The following is a 25017-nucleotide window of genomic DNA, read 5'->3' on the forward strand; positions in this document are numbered from 1 at the left end:
TCATGCCAACTTGTTCGCTCTGGGTGACGCTCGCTGGCTTTGGCAAAACATCGATGGTAACGCGGTCCAAGAGGTGATGGGGTATTTGGTGTCTCGCTGGTCCTCGGCTTTGCCTGCGGGATCGCTCGACTACCAAACAGCCCGCCGGCACCGGGACCACTTCGTCCAAAAATCACCCGTAGAGGGCGCATTTATCTGAACAACTCAATCCCGTGTCTTGCGGCGCTCGCTGGCGTTGCCAAAACATCGGCTGCTACATGCCTTGGGCGCTAGTGACCGTCGCCCTTACATCTGTAACGAGTTGCTTACGCATCTCCAGGGCTCGCCGTACTATCATGAATCAGATTGAAGAGAGATGATGATGGGGAGCGCCTTTTTATGATTGAGCTGCTCAGGCGTTTTGGTGGTAAGTTTCGCCGGTATATGGTGATTGGCCCTGCGTGTAAGTTGATCGAAGTGATTTTTGACCTACTTACGCCGCTCGTGATTGCCCAGATGATCGATAAGGGTATTGGCGCACGCGATGTCAACGCCGTCGTCCACTACGGTATGGTGCTCGCCGCCATGGCTGTGATCGGCATCTCGTTTACGCTCGTCTGCCAAAAGATGGCGGCGCTCACCTCGCAGGGCATGGGCACCGACATTCGCGGCGCACTCTACCAGCACATCAATAAGCTGAGCTATGCCGAGCTCGACCGCTTTGGCACGCCGTCGCTCATCACGCGCATCACCAACGACGTCAACCAGGTGCAGCTTGCCGTGGCGCTGGGCGTGCGCATGCTCATCCGCTGGCCCTTTTTGGCGGTGGGCTCCATGTGCGCGGCCCTTGCCATCGACCTTAAGCTCGGTGTGATTTTCTTGATCTGCACGCCTGCCATCGGCTTGGTGTTTTGGTTTGTCATGGCGCGCTGCATTCCGTACTACAAGCAGCTGCAGGCAAAGCTCGACCGCATCGCGCTTGTCTGCCGCGAGGGGCTTTCGGGTGCCCGCGTGGTCCGCGCGTTTGTGCGCGAAGACCACGAGCGCGAGCGTTTTGCCCTAGCCGCCGATGAGCAGGCGCATGTTGCCATCGCGGTGGGCAAGCTCTCATCAATCCTTAACCCCGTCACGTTTTTGATGATGAACCTGGGCGTGTGCGCCATCCTGTGGGTGGGCGGCATCCAGGTCAACGTGGGTGAGCTTACGCAGGGCCAGGTCATGGCGTTCGTCAACTACATGACGCAGACGCTCACCTCCATCGTGTACGTCGCCAACCTGGTCGTGGTCTTTACCAAGGCGAGCGCCAGCGCGTCGCGCATCAACGAGGTGCTCAATTGTGAGCCGAGCATCACCGACGAGGGCAATCAGCCGGTCGCGCTGCCCAAGCCGAGCGAACTGGCGGGTGGCGCTGTTCCGGTTCCCGCACTGAGCTTTGACCATGCGAGCTTTTCGTTTGGCGCCGGCGCTGCCAACGCCGTCAACGATGTGACCCTGGAACTGCCGCTGGGCAAAACGCTCGGCATTATCGGTGGCACGGGTAGCGGAAAGTCCACACTCGTCTCGCTTATCCCACGCCTGTACGATGCGAGCACCGGCAGCGTGAGCGTGATGGGCGCCGACGTGCGCACCTGGCCGCTCGACCAGCTGCGCCGTGTGGTTGCGACCGTTCCGCAACGTGCATCGCTGGTGAGCGGCACTATCCGCAGCAACTTGACCTGGCGCGACGAGGCGGCAACCGACGAGGAGCTTTGGGCGGCGCTCGATATGGCGCAGGCCAGCGAGTTTGTGCGCAACAAGCCGCAGGGGCTCGACGCCCCGGTCGAGGCGGGCGGCAAGAACTTTAGCGGTGGCCAGCGCCAGCGCCTGACCATCGCACGTGCCCTGGTGGGCTCTCCGCAGATCCTGATCATGGATGACTCCGCCTCGGCGCTCGACTTTAAGACCGATGCGACGCTTCGCCACGCCATCCGCGAGCGCAGCATGCGCGGTGCCGCCGAGGGCGGGCTGCCGCTGACGACCATCATCGTGAGCCAGCGCGTCTCGACCGTGCGCGACGTCGACGTGATTTGCGTACTCGACCACGGCTCGGTCGCGGGCCTGGGCACGCACGATGAGCTGTATGCAAGCTGCCAGCTCTACCGAGAGATTTGCCAGTCGCAGCTTCGCCGCGAGGAGCTCGAGGGTCAGCAGAGGAGTACGGCGCCCACGCCCGCTCCAAGCCCCGCGCCCGTCCCAGGCGCCCCGACCGCCCCCGCATCCGTCTGCGCAAAGGAGGGCTGCTAAATGAATCCCTACACATCCTCCGGTTCGGTCGCCACGATGACGGCCAACGTGTCCGGCAACGATAACCTCAACGACCTGGGCGACGGTCCGCGCCAGCCCGGCGATCCCGAGCGCTATCCCGTGGGCGCGGTAACTCGCCGCCTGCTGGGCTATGTTCGTCCGCACCGCATTTCGTTTGTAGCGTCGTTTGTGAGTGCCGCCGCTTCGGTGATCTTGCAGCTCTACACGCCCATCCTCGTCGGCGAGGGCATCGACCTGATTGTCGCCGCCGGGCAGGTGGACTTCGATGCGCTGCTGCCGCTCGTTACCAGACTCGCGCTCGTCGTGGTGGGGGCCGCGGCCTTTCAGTGGCTGCAGGGCTACTGCGTAAACCGCCTGTCCTACGAGACGGTGCGCGACATGCGCGTGGAGGCGAGCGACAAGCTCAGCCGCATGCCGCTCAGCTTTATCGACAGCCACGCCCACGGCGACCTCATGAGCCGCGTGGTTAACGATGTCGATCAGGTGGGCGATGGCCTGCTGCAGGGCTTTACCCAGCTTTTCACCGGCGTTATCACCATCGTGGGCACGCTCGCGTTTATGCTTTCCATCAACCTGACCATGACGCTCGTGGTGGTGCTCGTCACGCCGCTTTCCATTTTTGCAGCCGGCGCCATCGCCAGGCTTTCCAACAAGAGCTTTACGGCACAGCAGCGCATTCAAGGGCAGCTCGGTGGTCATATCGAGGAGTATGTGGGCGAGCAAAAGCTGGTTGATGCGTTTGCCTACGGCCCGAACGCCCAAGCGCGCTTTGACGCGCTCAACGCCGAGCTCTATACGGCAGGTGAGCGTGCACAGTTTATGGGTTCGCTCTCCAACCCCGGCACGCGCTTTATCAATAACATCATCTATGCCGTGGTCGCTGTGATCGGCTGCGTGGGCGTGATCACGGGCGTGCCGGCGGCGCTTACGGTGGGCGGCGTGCAGATTTTCCTGTCCTATGCTAACCAGTACACCAAGCCGTTCAACGAGGTCACCAACGTTATTACGCAGATCCAGGCGGCGTATGCCTCGGCGCGCCGCATGTTTGCGCTGCTCGATGCGCGCGAGCAGGAGCCCGACGCGTCGGACGCTGTAGAGCTTGCCGCACCGCAGGGCGAGGTCGCCTTTGAGCATGTGGACTTTAGCTACGTGTCCGACCGCAAGCTGCTGCAGGATATCTGCATCGAGGCCAAGCCCGGCATGCGCTTTGCCCTGGTCGGCCCTACGGGCTGTGGCAAGACAACGCTCATCAATTTGCTGCTGCGTTTTTATGATATCGATGCCGGCCGCATTGCGGTCGATGGCCGTTCCTCGCGTGAATACACGCGCGCAAGCTTGCGCCGTGCCTTTGGCATGGTGTTGCAGGATACGTGGCTGTTCGAGGGCACGGTGGCAGATAACATCGCCTACGGCTGTCCCGATGCCACGCGCGAGCAGGTTATCGAAGCTGCCAAGCGCGCGCATGCGCACAAGTTTATCGTGCAGCTGCCGCAGGGCTACGACACGGTGATTGGCGAGGACGGCGGCACGTTTAGCCAGGGTCAAAAACAGCTGCTGTGCATCGCGCGCGTCATGCTCACCGACCCGGCGATCTTGCTGCTGGACGAGGCGACCTCGAGCATCGATACCCGCACCGAGCTGCAGGTGCAGGCGGCATTCGACGAGCTCATGGCCGGTCGCACAAGCTTTGTGGTGGCGCACCGCCTGAGCACCATTCGCAACGCCGACTGCATTCTGGTGATGCGCGACGGCGAGATTATCGAGCGCGGCACACACGACGAGCTGCTGGCGGCAGACGGCTTCTATGCCGATCTTTACCGCAGCCAGTTTGCCCAGTAGGGGCCACCGATTAGCGGCAGGTGGTTTACATCTGTCACGTTGGTATTAAGATATTCATCTAATAAATTGCATTAGTGGCTTTAGTTTTGGGGGAAACGAGGCAGCGTGACTATGACGTGCTCTTTGGTGGTTAACAGCAAGAGCGGCAATACCAGGATGGTTTCGGGTGCGATCAAGCGCGCTCTGCAGGCTGCGGGTGTTGAGTTTGTCCATGCCGCGGCGTTGAGCGACGATGCGGATGCAGATCAGGTTGCGCTCGAGGCGCAGGGCGCCTGCGCGGCCGACACGGTGCTCGTCGGTTTTTGGTGTGACAAGGGCGCGTGCACGCCTTCGGTCGCGGCGTTGCTCTCCACCTTGCACGGCAAGCGCGTCTTCCTGTTTGGCACCTGCGGTTTTGGCGCCGACCAGAGCTATTATCAGCAGATTATCGATCGCGTGACCTCCAATTTGGCCAATGATGCCGAGCTTGTAGGCTGGGCGATGTGCCAGGGCAAGATGGGCCCTGCGGTCAAGCAGCGCTACGAGGCCATGCTCGAGCAAGATCCCGACAACGCCCGCGCTAAGATGCTACTCGACAACTGGGTTGCCGCGAAGGACCATCCGACCAAGGAAGATCTGGACAACATAGCGGCAGCCGCCAAGAAGGCCGTGCTGGGCGAGTAGGTCTATCGCCGTCGTGCGTGCGAAATAATACAGAAGCGTAAGCCTCGAAATTCTCGAGGCTTTTTTCTTGACACTCGCGGACGCAACCGTGGCAAGCGTTTGGGATGACATTTTCCATCACCCCGATGACGAGCCCGTCCTGGACGACACGCTCGCATGCGTTCGCTGGATGTATTGAGCGTGGGACGGGCTTTCCAGATGGGCGGGGTTTCGGAAAGTGCGTCCCGGAATCGGCGCGCAGACTGGGATACACTTTCCGCTTTACGCCCTGTCCGGAAACTGTGTCCCGGAATTAAGGCTTGGAACGGGATGTACTTTCCGGTTGAGAGCCTTAGCGGAAAGTGCGACCCGGAATTTACTCTTGAAGTGGGATGCGCTTTCCCAACAGGCCCTCAAGCGGAAACTGCGTCCCATTCCGAAGGCAGATTCCGGGATACGCTTTCCGGATACAAAGAAGGCCACGTAACGTGGCCTTCATCTTATATATGTTGCAGATGCCCCCATGACAAGCCGCGCTTCAACACCGAGGCGTCTGCCCGGCGACGCGGAATGTAAGGTTCATCGCGGGTTCCGCACGAGCCGGAGAGCACTTAATGTGCTCTCCGTGCGAGCAGGACTGTCCGAGCAGGGAACCTTACGTTCCGCGCCGCCGGGCAGACGAACCAGGTAAGATGCGCCGCTACTTGATCTTGGTCGTACCCGGTGCCAGATTGGGGTCGGTCTCGTTGGCCTCGGTCTGGAGGTGCTCGGTGTACACGTTCTTGCCGTCGCGGAACATCTCGTAGTACTGCATCTTGGCGTAATCCTCGCGCGCCTTGGTGGCCGCTGCGGCGACGGCGTCGTCGCCGGTGACGTTGGAGGAGAGCGCCCAGCGCAGGCTAGCGTCCTCGTAGCCCACCGAGTTGATGGCGGGCAGCGACTTGCGCAGCGTCATGTGCGCTTTCTGGTAGTCGGTCAGTGGTGCGCCGATCAGCTGCATCAGCTGGGTGGACAGGTAGTTGGTGGACAGGTCGTCGACCTCGCTCGTCTGGTCGCAGCCGGCAACGTCGTAGTTTGCCCAGATGATGTAGTCGGTCTGCCAAAGGCGCTCCTGATGCGTAGCGTCGTCCTCGCCGGTAAACCACTTATCGTTGAACTTGGACGGGAAGAACGGCTGATGGTCGCCCCAGAACACCACGACCACCTTGCGGTCGAGATTGCGCAGGGCATTGAGGAAGTAGCGCAGCGCCTGGTCGGACTGCTCGATGCACGAGACGTACTCGTCGACATCGGAGAGTGTGCCGTCCTCGATGGTCTTGGCGTCCAGATCGGTCGTGTCGATGTTCAGGTGCATCTGCTTATCTGCCGGCAGCAGGCCCGTATCGTAGCCCGAGTGGTTCTGCATGGTCACGTCAAAGATGAACTGCGGGTCGGCGTTCTGGTTGAGCAGCTCAAGGATTTTGTCGTAGGTTGCCTGGTCGGTCACCATGCCGCGCAAGGTGTCGGCTCCCTGGAAGTCGTTGATAGACAGGAACTGGTCAAAGCCAAAGTCCTTGTAGACGTTCTCGCGGTTCCAGTTGGTTGCGTGGTTGGGGTGCATGGCCGTTGTGGAATATCCGAGCGACTTGAACTGCTCTGCCAGGTTCCCGGTCGTTTCCATGTTGTAGATGGTGTAGGGGTACACGCCCGAGCCCAGGTTGGCCATGGAGCTGCCGGTCAGAAACTCAAACTCGGTATTGGCGGTGCCGCCGCCGTAGGCGCTCACGTAGAGCTTGCCGCGGCTGAGGCAGTCGGACAGGTTCTTAAAGTACTGTGGGCCCTCGTAGCCGGCGTGCATCTCCTGATAGATCGAAAGATCCGAGAAGGTCTCGTTCATAATGGCGATGACCGTGGGCTTCTCGCTATCGAACTGCTCTTGGGCGGCGGTACGGGCGTCGCTTGTGGCGGCATCGGACTTGTCATAGGCCTTGGCATACTTTTTGAGCGTTGCCTTGGCGTCGTCGGCGGAGTAGTTGGCGGGTTTGGGCGGCTTGATGGACTGTGCCGCACTAATAAAGGCAGGCAGATAACCCTCGCGCCAGTAGCTCTCGAGCGGGCGCCAGGTGTAGACGGTGATGCCGAGGGTGTTGTAGTAGTCGATAAGCGTGACATGCGCGGTCACCCCGCCCAGGCACAGCACCGCCACGAGCAGGTTGGTGAGCAGCATGCGCTTGGCGTTGACGGCACCCTTCTGACGGTGCGGTGCTACCAGGCCGGCGTACTCGCATAGCAGCATGGCGATGGCGGTAAAGCCCATGGACAGCACGCAGAACAGCGAGATCGAGTAGGTGTAGCCGTTGCCGGCGACCGCGGCGGCGGTGGAGATGGCCGAAAGGTCGCCCGGCTGGATGGGCATGGATTTAAACGTGATGACGAAGAACTCGGCAATGCCCAGGATAAAGAGGGCGAAGGCCAGGACGGCGGGAGCTGCGCCGCGGCGCTGGAACAGGAAGAACAGGCCGACCATGAGCGTGGTGATGATGGCCCACTCGAGCAGTATGCATAGGGGGTAGACCCAGGTAAAGTCGTGGTTGGACGAGACCTCCATGCCCAGCAGCGCAAAGACGCCGGCGAGCAGCAGGCACAGCACGGCGGCGACGAGCGGTTTGCCCACAAAGGCGCCGCGCAGACGGGCGAGCTTGCCGGTGGGGGCGGGGGCGTCGGGCGCGGCGAACGCAAAGACGCGCGGGGCGATGCGGTCGCGTGCGATGCTGGCCCAGGCGCAGCCGGTGAGGATGGCGTTGGTCAGGATGAGCATCACAAAGGCGAGCGGCTCGTTTTGGGCGACGAGGCCCATGGCGCCCCAAATGGTCAAAAAGAGCTGGAACAGGCCGAAGGCGACGCTCCAGGCAAGAGCGCCCTTGGCAACGGTGCCCGACTGCGCGCGAATGGCCTTGGCCTCGCGCAAGACAAGGAAGACGGTCGCCGCAAGACCGACGAGCGAGATGGCGGCTGCGAACATGCTGAGACTCCTCACAAACTTAAAACTACGAAAGCGGGGGTTTACCCGATTGTTACCAAGATATGCGCTGCGATTGGTGGCTGCGCACAACAACCAGCCATATTAGCGCGCATGTGTGGCGGTGTGGCGCAATGTAGTGGCGACCTGCGCGATAATGGACGGGAATTACACGGAAACGTAAAGGCTTCTTAAAGAAATGGCGAGGTTAAGGCGATGAACGAGCAGGTTTGTATGACGAGTGCGGGCGACGTGGGCGCTGGCATGGGCGCGGGCGGCTATCCGGTCGAGACCACGGGCAACGCGGTGCTGGACATTTTGGAGCACCGTTCGTCCACACGCGCTTTTGCGCGCGATGACAACGACCGTCCCGTAGCGGTGACCGACGAGCAGCGGGCGGCGATTCTGCATGCGGCGAGCCGCGCGCCGTCGGCAGGCGCCATGATGATGTATTCCATCGTGAGTATCCGCGAGCAGACAACGCTCGATCGCCTGGCCGACCTGTGCGACCACCAGCCCATGATTGCCAAGGCGCCCTGGGCACTTATATTTGTGGTCGACTATGCCAAGTGGATCGATCTGTTTGAGCACGTGGGTTGCTTTGAGCCCGAGTTTGTCGAGCGCACGGGCAAGGCGCCCCGCCGCGCGCCGGGTTTAGGCGACTTTGCCATCGCGGCGCAGGATGCCGTGATCGCTGCCCAAAACGCCGTGGTCGCCGCCGAGGCCCTGGGGCTGGGGAGCTGCTATATCGGCGATGTCGTCGAGAACGCCGAGGAAGTTGCTGCGCTGCTGGACTTGCCGCCCTATACCATGCCGCTGTCGATGCTCATCATCGGCACGCCCCGCAAGGAGCGCCCGGCGATTGCGCATCCCGTGGTGAACCTGGTGCACGAGGAGCGCTATCGCCGCGCCGATGCCGCGACCATGGATGCGCAGGTGGCCGAGATGGACGCGATGTTCCGTCCGCATGCCCGCGAGGTGGGGGAGCGCGTCGTGGATATCTACACCCGCAAGCACACGAGCCCCTTTATGGCCGAGATGAGCCGATCCATGGAGTGGTGGTTCAAAAACTGGCTCGGAAAATGACGAATGTGACAAAGGGACAGTCCCTTTGTCACATTCCATATCGCCGCGGTGGCCTAAAGGCCGTATAAATGTTTATCTAGCTGGGAAAACAGTGCATTAAAACATGGGACGATTATCTATAATCCCCTCGAACGTTAAAGTTGGGAGGAAACCGGCTTATGGAACAAAAGGCCAAGGAGGCAGCCTCGCACGCTGCGATTCCTGTGAGCATCTCGGCGATGCTCGTCACGCTGGGCGTGGTGTATGGCGATATCGGCACCAGCCCCATGTATGTAACCAAGGCGCTCGTTGCCGGCAACGGCGGCATCGGAAGCGTCACGGAGGAGTTCGTGCTCGGCGCGCTCTCCCTTGTCGTGTGGACGGTCACGCTGCTGACGACCGTCAAGTACGTGCTCATCTCGCTGCGCGCCGACAACCATGGCGAGGGTGGCATCTTTGCTCTGTACAGCTTGGTTAAGCGCTGCGGCAAATGGCTCATCATCCCCGCCATGCTGGGCGGCGCGGCACTGCTCGCCGATGGCATCCTTACGCCTGCCGTTACCGTGACTACGGCTATCGAAGGCCTGCGCACCATTCCGGCAGTCCATGCCGTGCTGGGCGACGATCAGGCCCGCGTCGTGGCCATCACGCTTGCCATCATCATTGCGCTCTTCTTGGTGCAGCGCATCGGCACGGCCAAGATCGGCCACGCCTTTGGCCCCATCATGACGCTGTGGTTCCTGTTCCTGGGCGGCACGGGTCTGTTCTTTGTCTTCCAGCACCCCGCCGTGCTGCTGTGCCTCAACCCGGTGCGCGGCATCGCCTTTTTGTTGAGCCCCAACAACCATGCGGGCATCATGATTCTGGGCAGCTGCTTCCTCGCCACCACCGGCGCCGAGGCGCTTTATTCCGACATGGGCCACGTGGGCCGCGGCAACATCTACGCAACCTGGCCGTTCGTTAAGTGCTGCTTGCTGCTGTCCTACATGGGCCAGGGCGCGTGGCTTATCAACAACGCCGGCAACCCGGAGCTCATGGGTATCGCCGACCTCAACCCCTTCTACCAGATGCTCACCCCGGGCCTGCGTCCCTTTGCCGTCGGCCTTTCCACCGTCGCGGCCATCATTGCCTCGCAGGCGCTCATCACCGGCGCTTTCTCGTTGGTGTCCGAGGCCAGCCGCCTGGACCTCATGCCGCACATGCAGGTCTTCTATCCTGCCGAGACCAAGGGCCAGCTCTATATTCCCATGGTCAACAACGTCATGCTTGTGGGCTGCGTCATCGTGGTGCTGCTGTTCCAGAGCTCGGCGCACATGGAGGCCGCCTACGGCTTGGCGATCACCCTGACCATGATGTGCACGACGCTGCTGCTCTTCTTCTACCTGCATGTTGATCGCGGCCTTAAGGTCGTCCCGTATATCTTCGTTGCGTTCTTCCTTTTGCTCGAGGGCTTCTTCTTTGTGAGTTCGCTCACCAAATTTTTCCACGGTGGCTATTTCACTATTCTTATGGCCATGCTCATCATGGGCGTTATGCTGTGCTGGTACAACGGCACGGCGGTCGAGCGGCGTCAGTTTACGCTGCTGCCGCTGCGCAGCTATCTGCCGCAGCTCAAGCGCCTGCGCGACGACGATCGCTATGAGCTTATGAGCGACAACATCGTGTACCTGACCAAGGACACCAATACCGACTACATCGACCGCGATATCGTCTACTCGATTCTGGACAAGCATCCCAAGCGCGCCCGCGCCTGGTGGTTCGTGAACGTCGAGACCATGGACGAACCGCATACCTTTGCCTATTCGGTCGAGACGTTTGGCACCGACTATGTTTTCCGCGTGCATCTGTACCTGGGCTACAAGGTTAACCAGCGCGTGAACGCCTACCTGCGCCAGGTTGTTCAGGATCTGGCCGCCACTGGCGAGCTGCCGCCGCAGATGCATGACTACTCGGTCTACAAGGATCCGGGCAACATCGGTACGTTTAAGTTCGTCATGATCCGCAAGCTCCTGGCGCCCGAGAGTGACGTGGAGCCGAGCGAGCGCACGGCCATCACGCTCAAGTACATCATCCGCCGCTTTGCCGGTACGCCGGCGCGCTGGTATGGCCTGGAGAACTCCAACGTGAGCTTTGAGTATGTGCCGCTGTTCACCAAGTTCAAGGCTGTGAACAAGATGCAGCGCCTGGCCCCCAACGAGCGCCCGTAGTCGCCGACAAGTTGCATGGAGTTGGCCTTCGATGGACAGGAGTGTGCGCCCTGCTCGCGCACGTGCTGTTTGTCTAACGACCGCAGACTGCAAAGGCTATACACTTGGAACCACCACAAGGGAAACCACCACAAAGGTGCTGTCCCCTCTGTGGTGGTTTTTGTTTTTAAGAGAGGGGCGGGGTGCCGATGGATGTCCGTGCGGACGGCGATATTGCCGATAACTTTTGGTGGCGGCGCACAACGCTGACACGTCGCAGCCCTCTGTATGACGCCTGCGTATCGGCGGGGCTGCTGGTCGCGGCGACGATTGTGGGTGCGCTTCTCGACCATCCTGGTCTCGCGCCGAGCATCATGATCGTCTATGTGTTCGCCGTGCAGCTGTGCGCATTCTTTACCTGGAGCCGTCTGTATTGCTTGCTGAGCTCGGCTGCCGCCGTAGCGCTCTACAACTTCTTGTTTGTCGACCCGCGCTGCTCGCTATCGTTTATCGACCGCGTCTATCCCGGCATGTTCTTCATCATGTTTGTGGTCTCGCTTGTGTCGAGCTCGATTGCGTTGGCCCTGCGCCGCGCCTTGGCACAGGCTGCCGCCAGCGACCGTCGCACGCATATGGTGCTCGAGACCAACCGCATGCTGCAGCGGTGTTCCGATCAGCAGCAGATTGTGCATGCCATGGCAACGCAGCTGGCGCGTCTTTCGGGCTGTCCGGTCGTGTGGTACAGCGCCGACGCCGACGATGATGACTTGCTGCCGCGTGCGACGTACACGGCCGTGGGTGACGCCTCGCCGGTGCACCAGCTGACGCCCCAGATGCCGCCGCGGCTCTCGGCGTCCGCCTATGTGGGAACGCCGCTCGATGCCACCTATGGCGGCTCGGCGTTTTATGGCGTCTACCTGACGGTTTGCGCAGGCGACAGCTTCGTGCGCTCGGGCGACCCCGCCTCGGTGGTGGGCGTGCTGGCTATCGTTGCCGAGCCCGACGTGCTGACGCACGAGGAACGGACACTTGCCGACGCCATCGTGAGCGAAGGCGAGCTGGCACTCGATCGCGCCCGCGCCATGGAGGCCCGCGAGGAGGCGGCGGTGCTCGCCAAAAACGAACAGCTGCGCGCCAATCTGCTGCGCTCTATCTCGCACGATCTGCGCACACCGCTTACCAGCATTTCGGGCAATGCCGACGTGCTACTCGACCAGGGTTCGACCGGCACGGCCGTGCTCGATAGCCAGACGCGCCGCGGCATGCTCCTTTCCATTCGTTCGGATGCGCAATGGCTCAACGCCACCGTCGAGAATTTGCTCGCCATCACAAAGCTCGAGGGCGGCGGCATGCATCTGTCGACCACGCTCGAGCTCATGGACGATATCGTCGAGGAGGCGCTGCGCCACGTGAATCCGGCTGTACGCGAGCACGATCTTAAGGTGGTGCCGTGCGACGAGCCGGCGCTCGTCAACGTCGATGCGCGCCTGATGGTGCAGCTGGTGGTGAACCTGGTGAACAACGCTATTGCCTATACGCCGTCGGGCTCGCATATCGTGATCTCGATTATGGCGAACGATGGACAGGTGGCATGTTCCGTCGCCGATGACGGTCCCGGTATTGCGCCCGAGGAGCAGGGCCGGATCTTTGAATCGTTCTACACTGTCAACCATGGCTTGGCTGATAGCCATCGCAGCGTGGGCTTGGGACTTTCGCTCTGTCGATCCATTATGTTGGCGCATGGCGGTAGCATAGAGGTTGCCGCGGCGGACCCGCACGGCTCGGTCTTTACGATTGGGCTTCCCGCCGCCGACGTTTCGTTTGATAAGGAGTAACGCTGTGTCGAACTCTGCCATGAAACCGCTCATCTTGGTCGTTGAGGACGACCCCGCCGTCCGCAACCTTATCGTTGCCGCGCTCGAGGCGCACGGCTTGCGCCATATGGCCGTGGAGACCGCCCATGCCGCCATCGCCGCCGCCTCATCGCAGGCACCGAGTATTGTGCTGCTCGATCTGGGCCTGCCCGATATGGACGGCGTCAAGGTGGTGGAGTCGGTGCGCGCATGGTCGGGCATGCCGATCATTGTGGTCTCGGCGCGCAGCGAGGATGCGGACAAGATTCGCGCACTCGATGCCGGTGCCGACGACTACCTGACCAAGCCGTTTTCGGTCGAGGAGCTGCTCGCGCGCATTCGCACGACGCTCAGGCGCCTTTCGTATGCGCAAACGGGCGGCGTTGCCTCCGAGGGCTCGTTCGATACCGGTGAGCTGCATATCGATTTTGATGCCGGCATCGCCACGATGGATGGCGAGGAGCTGCATCTGACGCCGATCGAGTACAAGCTCTTGTGCCTGCTGGCGCACAACGCCGACAAGGTGCTGACGCACCAGTTTATCCTGCACGAGATTTGGGGCACGGCAACTAAGAGCGACCTGGCGAGCCTTCGTGTCTTTATGGGCACGTTGCGTAAGAAGATCGAGTCCGATCCGGCGCATCCGCGCTATATCCAGACGCACGTGGGTATCGGCTATCGCCTGGTCACCCAAGGCTAGATCGCCAACCACCATCCCAATATGAGTTGCGGTGAAATACGGTCTAAATTTGCCTAATTCCAGGCAAAACAGTCCGTATTCCACCGCAACTTGGTTTATCTGCCCTTGGGCTTGCTGGCGTAGAACTTCTTCTTTTTGGGCTTGCCGGCGCAGGCAGGCTTGCCGTCGCCGCGCGACCCTCGATCTCCGGCCTGCGCTTGCGCGGGCGTCGTTGCGCGGGGCTTGCGGGCCTCGGGGTTGCGCAGCTCTTCGGTTCGCTCTGCAATCTCCTCGGCGCTAAAGCCGACTTCGGCCATGGCGTCCTCGATGGGCAGGCGGCGCACGATATAGCAATGGTGCACCTTCTGGTTGCGCGCAAAGTCCTCCGGGATGGTCTGCGCCGTAATGTCCTCTAGCACGACGCCCGCGCGCGCGAGCTTGCGCGTCTCGGGGCGGAAGCCGCGCAGGTTGCAGCTAAAGATGGCGTGGCCGCCCTGTGCGAGCAGGCGCGATACGCCGGCCAAAAGCTCAACATGGTCGCGCTGGACGTCCCAGGTGCGGCGGCCCATCTTTGAGGAGTTCGAAAACGTGGGCGGATCGACAAAAATCAGGTCCCAGCGGTTGCGCGTCTGGCGTTGGTCGCGAATCCAGGCAAGCACGTCGTCGCGCACAAAATGATGCTGCGGACCAACAAAGCCGTTCTGGCGCATATTGCGCTCGGCCCAGTCCAGGTAGGTGTTGGAGAGGTCGACCGTCACAGTTTCCTCGACGCCGCCGTCTGCCGCATAGCAGGTAGCGGTGCCGGTATAGGCGAACAGGTTGAGAAAGCGCCGCGCCTGCTTGGCGTGCTCGCGCACCAGGTTGCGGGTGACGCGGTGATCCAAGAAGATGCCGACGTCCAGGTAGTCGTCAAAGTTGACGGCAAAGGTAAGGCCGCCCTCCTCGATGAGCGGCAGACGACGGCGTGCGATATTGGCGCGCTCGCCCGAGCCGCCCTTGCCGGCGCCCTGCTTGCCGTACTGCGAGCCGCCGCGCGAACGCATGCGGGCCTTGGCGTGCACGTGCTCGGCGGGAACATCTAGGATGCGCGGCGCGATGGCCAGAATGTCGAGCATGCGGGCCTGGGCAAGCGCGGGATCGATGGTCTTGGGCGCGGCGTATTCGGCGATGACGAGCCAGCGGCCCGGCGTCTGCGGGCAGCCCTCGTATAGATCGATGGCGGCGGAGTAATCGGGTAGGTCGGCATCGTAGACGCGGTAGCAGCTCACGCCCTCGCGCTTTGCCCACTTGCGGCGCAGACGGGCGTTCTTGCGCAAGCGGTTGGCGAACTGCTCGGACTCGGGGATGAGCACGGGCAGCGGCTTGCCGTCGCCCAGGTCGAGTGTGGCGGCAGGTTCGGGCATGGGGGTGCTGGCGGCTTTGTCGTTGACTTCGTTGGTATCCGCAACCTCGGCCTCGGCATCTGCGCTGGTCGCAGCCTCAAACGCTGCGGCGGCGTGGTCGAGCGACGGCCAGACTTCGACGGTCGCCTCCTCGTTGTTGGGCATGACGGCGATCGAGCGCTCGGGCTCGGCGTGGAGCGAGCGGGCCAGCAATCCATCGCGGGTGAGCGCGGCGACCGGCGCCGCGGCAAGCTCGGGCGCGCGGCGCAGCTCGCCGACCAGCGTCATGGCGTCGTGCATGAGCGAAAGCGGGGTCTCGGTGGTGTCTGCGACCACGGCGGCACCGGCAACAGCGCCTGCATGGTCCAGCACGGTGGCTGGCTTGGCAGCGCAAAAGTCGACAAAACGCTTGTAGCCGGCGCACTTGACCATGCGCTCGGCAGTCTTGCGGGCAGCGGGGTCAATGTCCACGGCGACAATGCGCACCTGGCGCTCGCGCGCCGCCGCCTCGCGTTCGCGTGCCTCGGCAAGCAGCTGCTCCCACAGGGCGGCGTCGTGCGGCTGCCAGCCTTCAAAGCCCCAGCGCTCGCGTGCAGCGCCCGGGGCGCGGTCGGTCAGAATGTTCACGGCTTCCAGCAGCAGACCGCCGCCGGCGCACGAGGCGTCGATCAGCGTGGGCAGGGCTTCGTTCTCGTAATCGTCGGCCGTCAACTCGCGCTCGCATAGTGCGGTCCAGCCGACCTGCGCCAGCAGCAGGGCGGCGTAGTCGGGGCGCAGCACGTGCGCGCCCTCGCCGGCGCGGGTCGCTGCGGGCGGCAGGCGTTTGAACAGCGGGTCGCCCGAAAGGTCCAGGCTTATGCTCGCACGGCGCTGGCGCAGCGAAAGCAGTAGGTGAACATCGGGGTCGGCGGCATCGACATCGGCACGACGGCCCGTGGTCTCGGCCAGACGGTCGCACAGCGCGTCCTTGGCGCGCAGGGCCGAGAAGCGCGTGTTGCGCAGCTGCTCGGTCACGCCGCGGGCGGTGATGGCGATGGTGGCGCCGGGGCGGATGATGTTCTCCCAGGCGATGTCGTAAACGCTATCGTACAGTTCGTCGGCATCCTGCGCCTCAAAGCGCCCAAGAACCACGAACACGCGGCTCGCCAGGCGCGACCACAGACAGGCGCGGTAGCCTTCTTCGAGCTCGCCCTCAAACGTAGCGCGGCCCTTCAGCCGGCGGACATGCGAAAGCCCGAGGCGTTTAAGCTCATCGGCGAGTGCGGACTCAAAGCCCTCGGGGCAGCTTGCGTAAAATTCCATGGGTGACCTCTCTGGTTGCGTCGCTCCATTATATGATGGATGCTTCGTTTGCCCTTATCCTCGAAAGGAACCCATATGATTGATGCGTGCCCCGATTCCGCCGTGCTCTTTTTTGACGTGGACGGCACGCTGACGTCGTTCGATCCCGACGATATGACCGATAAGGACTTTTCGGCGGTTCGCCCCTCGCAGACGGTGGTTGAGGCGTTCCGTGCACTGCGCGATGCAGGGCACAAGGCATTTATCTGCACGGGTCGCCCCCTGTGGCTTATCGCCGATAGCCTGCGTGCGCTCGACCCCGCGGGCGTCGTGGCCATGGCAGGCGCCACGCTCGAAGTCGAGGGACGCGTGGTACACGAGGACTGCTTTGACGAGGACGTTATCGAGGAGCTTGCGCGCCGTATGGCCGCGGCAGGGATTGAGGCCTTTTTCGAGACCAACGTGGCTACTTTTGCCCTGGAGCCTGTGGGCGTTGAGCAGTCGTCTCTGATCGGCACTTCTGTGGTGCACAGCACCGAGGAAATGCGCGTCGACGGCAGTCTGCGCGTGGGCAAGGTATGCCTCAGTGTGCCCAGTTTGGCTCGCGTAGCCAATGATGACGGCTTTATCGATTGCGAGTTTGAGCTGTGCAACACCGGTGGCCAGAATCGCGAGCTGAGCCCCAAGGGTATTGACAAGGGCGTGGGCGTGGCGCGAGCGCTGGCGTATCTGGGCCGCGAAGGAAATGCGCGCACCTTTGGCTTCGGCGATTCGGGCAACGACCTGGGCATGCTCGCTTCGGTCGAGACGGCTGTCGCCATGGGCAACGCCATGCCCGAGGTCAAGGCGGTCGCCGACTACGTGACCGACGATGTCGCACACGACGGCACCGTCACAGCGATGCGGCATTTCGGCCTTATCTAATGAATCCCGCGTTCTGACGTTTGCTCAAACTGCGACTCTTTGCTTTTGCATGCTCAATCGATTTATCAATCCAAACACTGAGGTGTTTATACCGTTCGCCGAGAAGATAAAAAACCGCAGCTCACGCCTTGATAAACGTAGGTAAAGTGTTTAGCAGTTCAATGCCCGTATGCAAACGAAAGGAATCAGGCAGATGGCAATCAAGGTGTTCGCTGACGGTGCAAACCTCGAGGGCATGCTCGACATGTACGAGAACGGCAACGTTCAGGGTTTCACGACCAACCCGTCCCTTATGAAGAAGGGTGGCGTGACGGATTACCGCGCGTTTGCCAAGGAGGTTCTGGCCCACATCACCGATGTGTCCGTCTCGTTTGAGGTCTTTGCCGACGACGTCGAGACCATGGAGGTCGAGGCCCGCGAGATTGCTACCTGGGCAGATAACGTCTACGTCAAGATTCCATGCGTGACCACCAAGGGCGAGTCCACCTCCGAGCTGGTCCGCAAGCTTTCGGCCGATGGCATCAAGGTCAACGTCACCACTATCTTTACGCCTACGCAGGTTGACGAGATGATCGATGCCGTTGACGCCGAAACGCCGTCCATCATCTCGCTTTTTGCCGGCCGTATTGCCGATACCGGCGTCGATCCCATTCCGTTTATGACGGAGTCAGTCAAGAAGGCCGCTGCCAAGCCCAACTGTGAGGTCCTGTGGGCGTCCACGCGCGAGCTTATCAACATTTACCAGGCCGAGGCCTGCGGTTGCCAGATCATCACGGTGCCAAATAGCATCCTGGCCAAGCGCAAGAACATCGGCCGTGACCCGTACGAGGTCTCGCTTGATACCGTGCGCGGTTTTGCCAAGGATATCGCCGCTTTGGGTTTCCATATTCTGCCCTAAGCAAGGGTACCCCCTGCGGCGACGTGCAAAATCGCGAGTTTTCAGCATGGTAAAGACTTTTACCAGCTGGTTGAAGCGCGGAACGGCCCCCGTTTTGGCCCTAAAACGCCAAAACGGGGGCCGTTTTTGCTTTTATGGCCCTCTGAAGCGCCGCGGGGCTATCGGGAGATGCTGAATACTCGCAATTTTGCACGCCGCGAAGAGGGGGACGTCCGCTTTGGCGGCTATTTGCCCTGCACCATGGTGAGGGAGATTTTCTTGCGGTCGCGATCGACCTTTTCGACCCACACCTTGACCGTGTCGCCGACGCGCACCACGTCGCTGGGGTGCTTGACAAAGCGGTTGGCCAGCTTGGAGATATGCACGAGGCCGTCCTGGTGCACACCCACGTCGACGAAGGCGCCAAAGTCCACAACGTTGCGCACCGTGCCCTTGAGTTCCATGCCGGGTTCCAAGTCGTCGATGGAAAGTGCTGAGCGGCTAAAGACCACCTCGGGCGCGTCGTCGCGCGGGTCCCGGCCAGGCTTCTTGAGCTCGTTGACGATGTCGATGAGCGTGAGGATGCCGCAGTCCAGGTCGCTTGCCAGCGCCGAGATGCTGCCGATGCGTCGCTCGATGTCGGGCACGCCGCCGCGGCTGAGCTCGCTTGCCGCCACACCCGCACGCTCCAGGACGGCCGTGGCCACCTCGTAGCTTTCGGGGTGGACGCTCGTCGCATCGAGTGGGTTCTTACCGCCGCTGATGCGCAGGAAGCCCGCGGCGTTGAGATATGCCTTGGGCCCCAGCTTGGGGACCTTCTTAAGCTGCCGGCGATCGGTAAAGGCGCCGTTCTCCTCGCGGTAGGCCACGATGTTTTTGGCTACGCTCGGCGTGATGCCCGATACGTATCCCAGCAGGCTCGCACTTGCGGTGTTTACGTCGACGCCCACGCGGTTGACGACGTCCTCCACCACATGTCCCAGGGTGCGCGAAAGCTCGGCCTGGTCAAGGTCGTGCTGGTACTGGCCAACGCCGATGGACTGAGGCGGAATCTTGACGAGCTCTGCCAACGGGTCTTGCAGGCGACGGCCCAGGCTCATGGCGCCGCGCACGGTGACGTCCAGATCGGGATATTCCTGACTGGCGAGCTCGGAGGCGGAGTACACCGATGCGCCGGCCTCGTTGACGATGGTGTATCGCAGTCCAGGCGCCTGTTCGGCGATGAACTCCGAGACGACTTCCTCGGTCTCGCGGCTGGCGGTGCCGTTGCCGATGACGATGGTGTTGACGCCGTCCTTCTTGACGAGGCGGGCGAGCTCACGCTTGGTGCCGGCGACGTCGTGGCGCGGCTTGGTGGGGTAGACCACGCCGTGGTCGAGTAGCTTGCCGGTCTCGTCCATGACGGCGACCTTGCAGCCGGTACGGTAGCCCGGATCGAGTGCGAGCACACGGGCGCCGCGCACGGGGCGTGCCGAGAGCAAGCCCTCGAGATTCTTGGCAAAGACGTTGATGGCCTCGGTCTGCGCACGGGCGGTGAGCTTGGCGCGGGCCTCGCGCTCCAACGTGGGGGCCATGAGGCGCTTGTAACCGTCGGCGATGGCGGCGTCAAAGACGGGCGCAAATACGCCCTGGCGTCGGGGCCAACGGCTGCCGAGGCGTGCCGTGGCGGCAGTGCCGTCGACGTTCACGCGCACGCGGAGTTTGCCCTCGCGCTCGCCGCGGTCGATAGCCAGCACGCGGTGGTTGGGTATACGGCGTAGCGGCTCGTCATAGCTGTAGTACGGCTCGTAGGGAGTCTTCTCGGTGGGGTCGGTGGCCTCGACGACGATGTCGGCGGTGTTCTGCGTAAAGGCGCGCAGGTCGGCGACGTTCTCGGGGTCCTCGGCCACCGTCTCGGCCACGATGTCCGCCGCGCCGGCAAGCGCCTTTTCGGGCGTGTCGAAGCCGGCCTCCTCGTTGACGTATGCCGCGGCGGCGTCGAGTGCGCTGCCCTTGGCCGAGGCCTGCATGATGATCATGTTGGCGAGCGGCTCAAGGCCTGCCTCGCGGGCCTTCTGCGCGCGAGTCATGCGCTTTTTGCGGTAGGGCTTGTAGAGGTCCTCGACACGCTGGAGCTGCGTGGCCTCGCGAATCTGCTGCTCGAGTTTGGGCGTGAGTTTGCCCTGGGCGTCGATGAGCAGGATGACGTCCTCTTTGCGCTGCTCAAGATTGCGCAGGTAGGACAGGCGCTCGTCGAGTGCGCGCAGGGCGACGTCGTCCATGCCGCCCGTGGCTTCCTTGCGGTAGCGCGAAATAAAGGGGATGGTGTTGCCCTCGTCGATGAGCTTGACGGCTGACTCGATGTTGGCGGCCTTAAAGTTGAGCTCGCGGGCGAGCTGGGCGATAAGATCCATGGGACTCCTTGCGTTTAAGGTGCGTTTGCAGCACAGGGCTACCAAGGATACCACCCGACGTTCTGCCAAAGCAGTCTTTTTGGGACGGGGCTTTTTTAGCTACGGGACTGCAGACGGGAGACGGTGGAGTCCCTCCTTACAAAACGAGGCCCTGGCCAAACGGCCAGGGCCTCACCACTTCTTTTCAGGCTGCGAGAAAAGACCGTGTGCGCAGGCGCTCCCCGAGGGAGACGGGGGTGTTTGCTCCGCGCGCAGTTTCGCAGCGAAGCGAGAATGTTTGAGCACGGAGTAAACACCCCGTCTCCCTCGGGGAGCTCCGTTGGGAGCGTAGGGGATGTTTTGAGCTACTCCAGCTCAAACGCCCCGGTATAGAGCTGGTAGTAATATCCGCGCTTGGCGATCAGCTCGTCGTGGTTGCCACGCTCGATGATGCGGCCGTGATCCAGGCAGATGATTGCGTCGGCGTTGCGCACGGTGGACAGGCGGTGCGCGATGACAAACGTCGTGCGGCCCTCCATGAGCTTATCCATGCCTGCTTGCACGATGGCCTCGGTGCGGGTGTCGATGCTCGACGTGGCCTCGTCCAGAATCATTGCCGGCGGATCGGCGACGGCGGCGCGTGCGATCGAAATCAGCTGGCGCTGGCCCTGCGACAGCTGGGCGCCGTTGCCGGTGAGCATGGTGTCGTAGCCGTCGGGCAGGCGGGTGATAAAGTCGTCGGCACCCGCGAGCTTGGCCGCCGCGATGCACTCCTCGTCGGTGGCGTCCAGGTTGCCGTAGCGTATGTTGTCCATCACGGTGCCGGTGAACAGGTTTACGTCCTGCAGTACGACGCCTAGCGAGCGGCGCAGATCGGCCTTGCGGATCTTGTTGACGTTGATGCCGTCGTAGCGGATCTTGCCGTCGGCGATGTCATAGAAGCGGTTGATGAGGTTGGTGATGGTCGTCTTGCCGGCACCGGTGGCGCCGACAAATGCGACCTTCTGGCCCGGCTTGGCAAACACGGACACGCCGTGCAGCACCTCGTGGTCGGGCGTGTAGCCAAAGTCGACGTTGTCCATGACCAGGTCGCCGCGCAGCGGCACGTACTCGATCTCGCCGGTTGCACGGTGCGGGTGTTTCCATGCCCACATGCCGGTGTGGTGGTCGGCCTCCTCGAGCTGCCAGGTCTCGGGGTTCACCTGCGCGTTGACGAGCGTCACGTAGCCTTCGTCGGTCTCGGGCTTCTCGTCGATGAGCTCAAAGATGCGGTCGGCGCCGGCGAGACCCATGACCACGGCGTTGATCTGCTGCGAGATCTGACCGATCTGTCCGCAGAACTGCTTGGTCATGTTGAGGAACGGCACTACGACGGCGATGGAGAGCGCCATGCCCGAGAGGCTCAGGTTGGGCACGCCCAGCTCCAGGAAGATGCCGCCGGTCAGCGCGACCAGCACGTAGAGCAAGTCGCCCAGGTTCCCGAGGATCGGCATGAGGATGTTGGCGTACATGTTGGCCTTCTGCGAGACCTCGAAGAGCTTCTCGTTGCGCTCGTCAAAATCGGCCTCGGCAGCGGACTCGTGACAGAACGCCTTGACGACTTTCTGGCCGTTCATGACTTCCTCGATATGGCCCTCGACCACGCCGAGCTCGGTCTGCTGCGCGATAAAGAAGCGCGCGGAGTTGGAGCCGAGCAGCTTGGTCATAAAGGTCATAAAGGCGACGCCGGCAATGATGACCAGGCACATCCACACGCTGTAATACAGCATGATGAAGAACACGGTGACGATGACGATGATCGTCATGAGCAGGTTGGGCAGCGATTGGCTGATCATCTGACGCAGCGTGTCGATGTCGTTGGTGTAGTGGCTCATGATGTCGCCGCGCTGGTGCGTGTCGAAGTAGCGAATCGGCAGGTCCTGCATGCGGTTGAACATCTTTTCGCGCAGCTTCTCGAGCGAGCCCTGCGTGATGACGGCCATGGCGCGGTTCCAGAAGAGCGAGGAGGCGACGCCCACGGCGTAGATGCAGCCGAGGGTGGTCACGAGCTTCAGAATCTTGGGCTGCGCGGCCGTCCAGTCGCCCGACTGCCACGATTCGCTAATGACCTGCAGCGCGCTCTGGAGAAACGTCGCGCCGATGGAGTTGATGATGGCGCAGAGCACAACGCCGGCGACGACGAGGGGCAAAAGCACCGGGTAGAAGCCAAAGAGCATCTTGATCAGGCGCGTCATGGTGCCGCCCTTGCGGTTGCGCGCGCGCTCGGCGGTAGCGGCCTTACTCATGTGCCTCGCCTCCTTCCTGAGTCTGAGCTTGCGGTGCGGATGCCTCGGTGTCGGCTGCGGCGGTCTCGCCCGCGTCCTCGCCTTCGGCACTCATCTTATTTTGCGAGGTAAAGGTCTCGCGGTAGATCTCGCTCGTCTTGAGCAGCTCATCGTGGTTGCCGATGTCCTTGATGCGGCCGCCCTCCATGACGATGATGCGGTCGGCGTCCTGAACGGAGCTGATGCGCTGGGCGATGATGAGCTTGGTCGTGTTGGGCAGGTAGCTCGCCAGGCCCTCGCGGATCTTGGCGTCGGTCTTGGTGTCGACGGCGCTCGTGGAGTCGTCCAGGATCAAGATCTTGGGGCGACGCAGCAGGGCACGCGCGATGCACAGGCGCTGCTTCTGGCCGCCGGAAACGTTGGAGCCGCCCTGCTCGATCCAGGTGTCGTAGCCCTTGGGGAAGCCGTCGACAAACTCGTCGGCGCAGGCCAGATGTGCGGCCTCGCGGACTTCCTCGTCGGTGGCGTTCGGGTCGCCCCAGCGCAGGTTCTCGGCGATGGTGCCGCTAAACAGCACGTTTTTCTGCAGGACCATGGCTACCTGGTGGCGCAGCGCGTCCAGGTCGTAGTCGCGCACGTCCACGCCGCCGACGCGCACGGTGCCCTCCGTGACATCGTACAGACGGGCGATCAGGTTCACGAGCGTCGACTTGGCCGAGCCGGTGCCACCGATAATGCCGATGGTCTCGCCGCTCTTAATATGCAGGTCGATATCGTCGAGCGCCTGGCGGCGGGCATGCTCGGAATACTTAAAGCTCACGTGATCGAAGTCGATGGAGCCGTCGGCAACCTCGTGCACGGGCTCGGTCGGGTTAGCGATCGTGGGCTCGGCGGCCAGCACCTCGGTAATGCGGTGCGCCGACTCATCTGCCATGGTCACCATGACAAAGATCATCGACAGCTGCATTAGGCTCATCAGAATCTGGAAGCCGTAGGTAAAGATGGAGGAGAGCTGGCCCACATCGAACAGGGTGCCCTGGCTCGTGATGATGAGCTTGGAGCCCAGGTAGATGATGACGACGAACGCGCCGTTGACGTAGATGTTCATCATGGGGTTGTTGAAGGCGAGCAACTTCTCGGCGCGGGTGAAGTCCATCTGGACGTCGCGCGCGGCGGTGGCGAACTTCTCCTTCTCGTAGTCCTGACGCACGTAGCTCTTGACCACGCGCATGCCGGTGACGTTTTCCTCGACCGATTCGTTGAGCGCGTCGTACTTGCGGAACACGCGGGTAAAGATCGGGCGCACCTTATAGATGATAAAGAACAGGCCAAAGCCCAGCAGCGGAATGATGACCAGGTAGACCATGGCGACGCTGCCGCCCATGGCGTATGCCATGGTAAAGGCAAAGACCAGCACCAGCGGCGAGCGCACGGCGATGCGGATGAGCATCATAAAGGCCTGCTGCACGTTGTTGATGTCGGTGGTGAGGCGCGTGACGAGCGAGGAGGTCGAGAACTCGTCGATGTTGGCGAAGCTGAACGTCTGGATCTTGTAGAACAGGTCGCGACGCAGGTTCTTGGCAAAGCCGCAGCTGGCATGGCTGCAGGTGATGCCCGCGGCGGCGCCAAAGGCGAGTGACGTCAGCGCGATGAGTACGAGAAGGCCGGCGGTGGGCAGCATCTCGGTAACGGCGGTGCCGTCCTTGATGGCGTCGATCATGTCGGCGGTGATAAACGGGATCATCATCTGGCAGATTACCTCGCCAAGCACCAGCAGCGGCGTAGCGATCGTGACCTTCATGTAATCGCGGATGCTGCCCATAAGGGTTTTAATCATCCAGTTCCTCCCAGGTTACGCGGATTTTCTCGAGCATCTCGGCGAGCTGTTCACGCTCGTCGTGGGTGAGCGCGCTAAAGGCCTGTTCCCTAAAGCGGATGCGCGAGGCTTGGTCGATGCGGGCCTTCTCCCAGCCGATCTCGGTTAGGCGAATGGTGAGCTGCCGGCGATCTTTGGGGTTACGGCTGCGCTCAATGAGGCCGTTGAGCTCGAGCTTGGACAGGATCTCGGAAAGCGACCCCGGCTTGAGGCCGAAGTGCATGCCGAGTTCCTGCTGCGACATCTCGCCGCCGGGCTGCTTGGCCAGTAGGCAGATGATGGGCGCCTTGCCGGACACGCCTCCGCCATGAAAATGCATGTAATGGCCGCAAAAGCCCAGGTTATTGAGGATGCGCTTGGCAAGCTTGTCTTCCGAGCTAACCGCTTCGGATACATCCGCCGGCTGTGACGGGTCGCCGCCGGGCTCGTGCGAACAAAGGCTAAGAGGTTCATCGCACATGAATTAGTGCTGCTCCTTTCTTTAGTTAGGTAGTGG

Annotated in this window: 15 protein-coding genes; 9 read left to right on the forward strand and 6 right to left on the reverse strand. The window is 62.0% G+C overall.

The window, feature by feature from the left end; translation table 11 throughout:
• Window positions 1–378: 378 nt before the first annotated feature.
• The 3 genes from ACTQWD_RS04440 to bilS all read left to right on the forward strand — a co-directional run bounded on the left by ACTQWD_RS04440 (window position 379) and on the right by bilS (window position 4785).
• Entirely contained in the window at window positions 379–2262 is a 1884-nt protein-coding gene (locus ACTQWD_RS04440; protein ID WP_441559362.1) for an ABC transporter ATP-binding protein, read from the forward strand.
• The gene (locus tag ACTQWD_RS04445) at window positions 2263–4122 is read left to right on the forward strand and encodes an ABC transporter ATP-binding protein (RefSeq protein WP_441540796.1); all 1860 of its coding nucleotides are present in this window, start codon (window positions 2263–2265) and stop codon (window positions 4120–4122) included.
• A 111-nt stretch (window positions 4123–4233) separates the two neighbouring features.
• Window positions 4234–4785 carry a flavodoxin family protein BilS gene (bilS, locus tag ACTQWD_RS04450; protein WP_441540797.1) on the forward strand — a complete coding sequence of 184 codons (552 nt, stop codon included), beginning with the start codon at window positions 4234–4236 and terminating at the stop codon, window positions 4783–4785.
• A gap of 679 nt (window positions 4786–5464) precedes the next feature.
• Here the strand turns inward: bilS and ACTQWD_RS04455 are convergent.
• The gene (locus ACTQWD_RS04455; RefSeq protein WP_441559363.1) at window positions 5465–7765 is read right to left on the reverse strand and encodes an LTA synthase family protein; all 2301 of its coding nucleotides are present in this window, start codon (window positions 7763–7765) and stop codon (window positions 5465–5467) included.
• Between the two features lie 213 nt (window positions 7766–7978).
• Here ACTQWD_RS04455 and ACTQWD_RS04460 point away from each other — a divergent pair, with 213 nt between their 5' ends.
• From ACTQWD_RS04460 to ACTQWD_RS04475, 4 genes are all read left to right on the forward strand, one after another.
• Window positions 7979–8848: a nitroreductase family protein gene (locus ACTQWD_RS04460; protein WP_154517858.1), complete on the forward strand. Its 870-nt coding sequence runs from the start codon at window positions 7979–7981 to the stop codon at window positions 8846–8848.
• A 158-nt stretch (window positions 8849–9006) separates the two neighbouring features.
• A complete protein-coding gene (locus tag ACTQWD_RS04465) occupies window positions 9007–11034 on the forward strand; it encodes a KUP/HAK/KT family potassium transporter (protein WP_441540800.1) in 2028 nt (675 codons plus the stop codon).
• Window positions 11035–11222: 188 nt separating this feature from the next.
• Window positions 11223–12848 (forward strand): sensor histidine kinase, encoded by a 1626-nt coding sequence (locus tag ACTQWD_RS04470; protein ID WP_441540820.1) that lies wholly within the window; start codon window positions 11223–11225, stop codon window positions 12846–12848.
• Between the two features lie 4 nt (window positions 12849–12852).
• Window positions 12853–13566, forward strand: coding sequence for a response regulator (locus tag ACTQWD_RS04475; protein ID WP_370450656.1), 714 nt, complete (start codon window positions 12853–12855; stop codon window positions 13564–13566).
• A gap of 95 nt (window positions 13567–13661) precedes the next feature.
• On the opposite strand, the gene rlmKL is transcribed toward ACTQWD_RS04475, so the two are convergent.
• A complete protein-coding gene (gene rlmKL / locus ACTQWD_RS04480) occupies window positions 13662–16229 on the reverse strand; it encodes a bifunctional 23S rRNA (guanine(2069)-N(7))-methyltransferase RlmK/23S rRNA (guanine(2445)-N(2))-methyltransferase RlmL (RefSeq protein ID WP_441559364.1) in 2568 nt (855 codons plus the stop codon).
• A 75-nt stretch (window positions 16230–16304) separates the two neighbouring features.
• Between rlmKL and ACTQWD_RS04485 the strand changes: the two genes are divergently transcribed.
• Window positions 16305–17132 (forward strand): HAD-IIB family hydrolase, encoded by an 828-nt coding sequence (locus ACTQWD_RS04485; RefSeq protein ID WP_441559365.1) that lies wholly within the window; start codon window positions 16305–16307, stop codon window positions 17130–17132.
• 193 nt (window positions 17133–17325) lie between these two features.
• Window positions 17326–18030: a transaldolase gene (locus tag ACTQWD_RS04490; protein ID WP_441559366.1), complete on the forward strand. Its 705-nt coding sequence runs from the start codon at window positions 17326–17328 to the stop codon at window positions 18028–18030.
• 224 nt (window positions 18031–18254) lie between these two features.
• On the opposite strand, the gene ACTQWD_RS04495 is transcribed toward ACTQWD_RS04490, so the two are convergent.
• The 4 genes from ACTQWD_RS04495 to ACTQWD_RS04510 form a co-directional block, all read right to left on the reverse strand.
• Window positions 18255–20402 (reverse strand): Tex family protein, encoded by a 2148-nt coding sequence (locus ACTQWD_RS04495; protein WP_441559367.1) that lies wholly within the window; start codon window positions 20400–20402, stop codon window positions 18255–18257.
• 344 nt (window positions 20403–20746) lie between these two features.
• On the reverse strand, window positions 20747–22666 hold the full coding sequence (locus tag ACTQWD_RS04500; RefSeq protein WP_441559368.1) for an ABC transporter ATP-binding protein: 1920 nt from the start codon (window positions 22664–22666) through the stop codon (window positions 20747–20749).
• The gene (locus tag ACTQWD_RS04505) at window positions 22659–24482 is read right to left on the reverse strand and encodes an ABC transporter ATP-binding protein (protein WP_441559369.1); all 1824 of its coding nucleotides are present in this window, start codon (window positions 24480–24482) and stop codon (window positions 22659–22661) included. The genes ACTQWD_RS04500 and ACTQWD_RS04505 overlap by 8 nt, the downstream gene beginning before the upstream one ends.
• Complete coding sequence (locus tag ACTQWD_RS04510) at window positions 24475–24981, reverse strand: MarR family winged helix-turn-helix transcriptional regulator (RefSeq protein ID WP_441017125.1); 507 nt, start codon at window positions 24979–24981, stop codon at window positions 24475–24477. The genes ACTQWD_RS04505 and ACTQWD_RS04510 overlap by 8 nt, the downstream gene beginning before the upstream one ends.
• Window positions 24982–25017: the final 36 nt, after the last annotated feature.

It is taken from the genome of Collinsella sp. LCP19S3_B6 (genome assembly GCF_052121815.1).
Classification (GTDB): domain Bacteria; phylum Actinomycetota; class Coriobacteriia; order Coriobacteriales; family Coriobacteriaceae; genus Collinsella.

Bases quoted from the DNA above. Each gene is read 5' to 3' on its own strand.
- ACTQWD_RS04485 (WP_441559365.1), top strand. From the start codon at position 16,305: ATGATTGATGCGTGCCCCGATTCCGCCGTGCTCTTTTTTGACGTGGAC.
- ACTQWD_RS04510 (WP_441017125.1), bottom strand. From the start codon at position 24,981: ATGTGCGATGAACCTCTTAGCCTTTGTTCGCACGAGCCCGGCGGCGAC.
- bilS (WP_441540797.1), top strand. From the start codon at position 4,234: ATGACGTGCTCTTTGGTGGTTAACAGCAAGAGCGGCAATACCAGGATG.
- ACTQWD_RS04440 (WP_441559362.1), top strand. From the start codon at position 379: ATGATTGAGCTGCTCAGGCGTTTTGGTGGTAAGTTTCGCCGGTATATG.
- ACTQWD_RS04455 (WP_441559363.1), bottom strand. From the start codon at position 7,765: ATGTTCGCAGCCGCCATCTCGCTCGTCGGTCTTGCGGCGACCGTCTTC.
- ACTQWD_RS04490 (WP_441559366.1), top strand. From the start codon at position 17,326: ATGGCAATCAAGGTGTTCGCTGACGGTGCAAACCTCGAGGGCATGCTC.
- ACTQWD_RS04500 (WP_441559368.1), bottom strand. From the start codon at position 22,666: ATGAGTAAGGCCGCTACCGCCGAGCGCGCGCGCAACCGCAAGGGCGGC.
- rlmKL (WP_441559364.1), bottom strand. From the start codon at position 16,229: ATGGAATTTTACGCAAGCTGCCCCGAGGGCTTTGAGTCCGCACTCGCC.
- ACTQWD_RS04460 (WP_154517858.1), top strand. From the start codon at position 7,979: ATGAACGAGCAGGTTTGTATGACGAGTGCGGGCGACGTGGGCGCTGGC.
- ACTQWD_RS04495 (WP_441559367.1), bottom strand. From the start codon at position 20,402: ATGGATCTTATCGCCCAGCTCGCCCGCGAGCTCAACTTTAAGGCCGCC.
- ACTQWD_RS04445 (WP_441540796.1), top strand. From the start codon at position 2,263: ATGAATCCCTACACATCCTCCGGTTCGGTCGCCACGATGACGGCCAAC.
- ACTQWD_RS04465 (WP_441540800.1), top strand. From the start codon at position 9,007: ATGGAACAAAAGGCCAAGGAGGCAGCCTCGCACGCTGCGATTCCTGTG.
- ACTQWD_RS04505 (WP_441559369.1), bottom strand. From the start codon at position 24,482: ATGATTAAAACCCTTATGGGCAGCATCCGCGATTACATGAAGGTCACG.
- ACTQWD_RS04470 (WP_441540820.1), top strand. From the start codon at position 11,223: ATGGATGTCCGTGCGGACGGCGATATTGCCGATAACTTTTGGTGGCGG.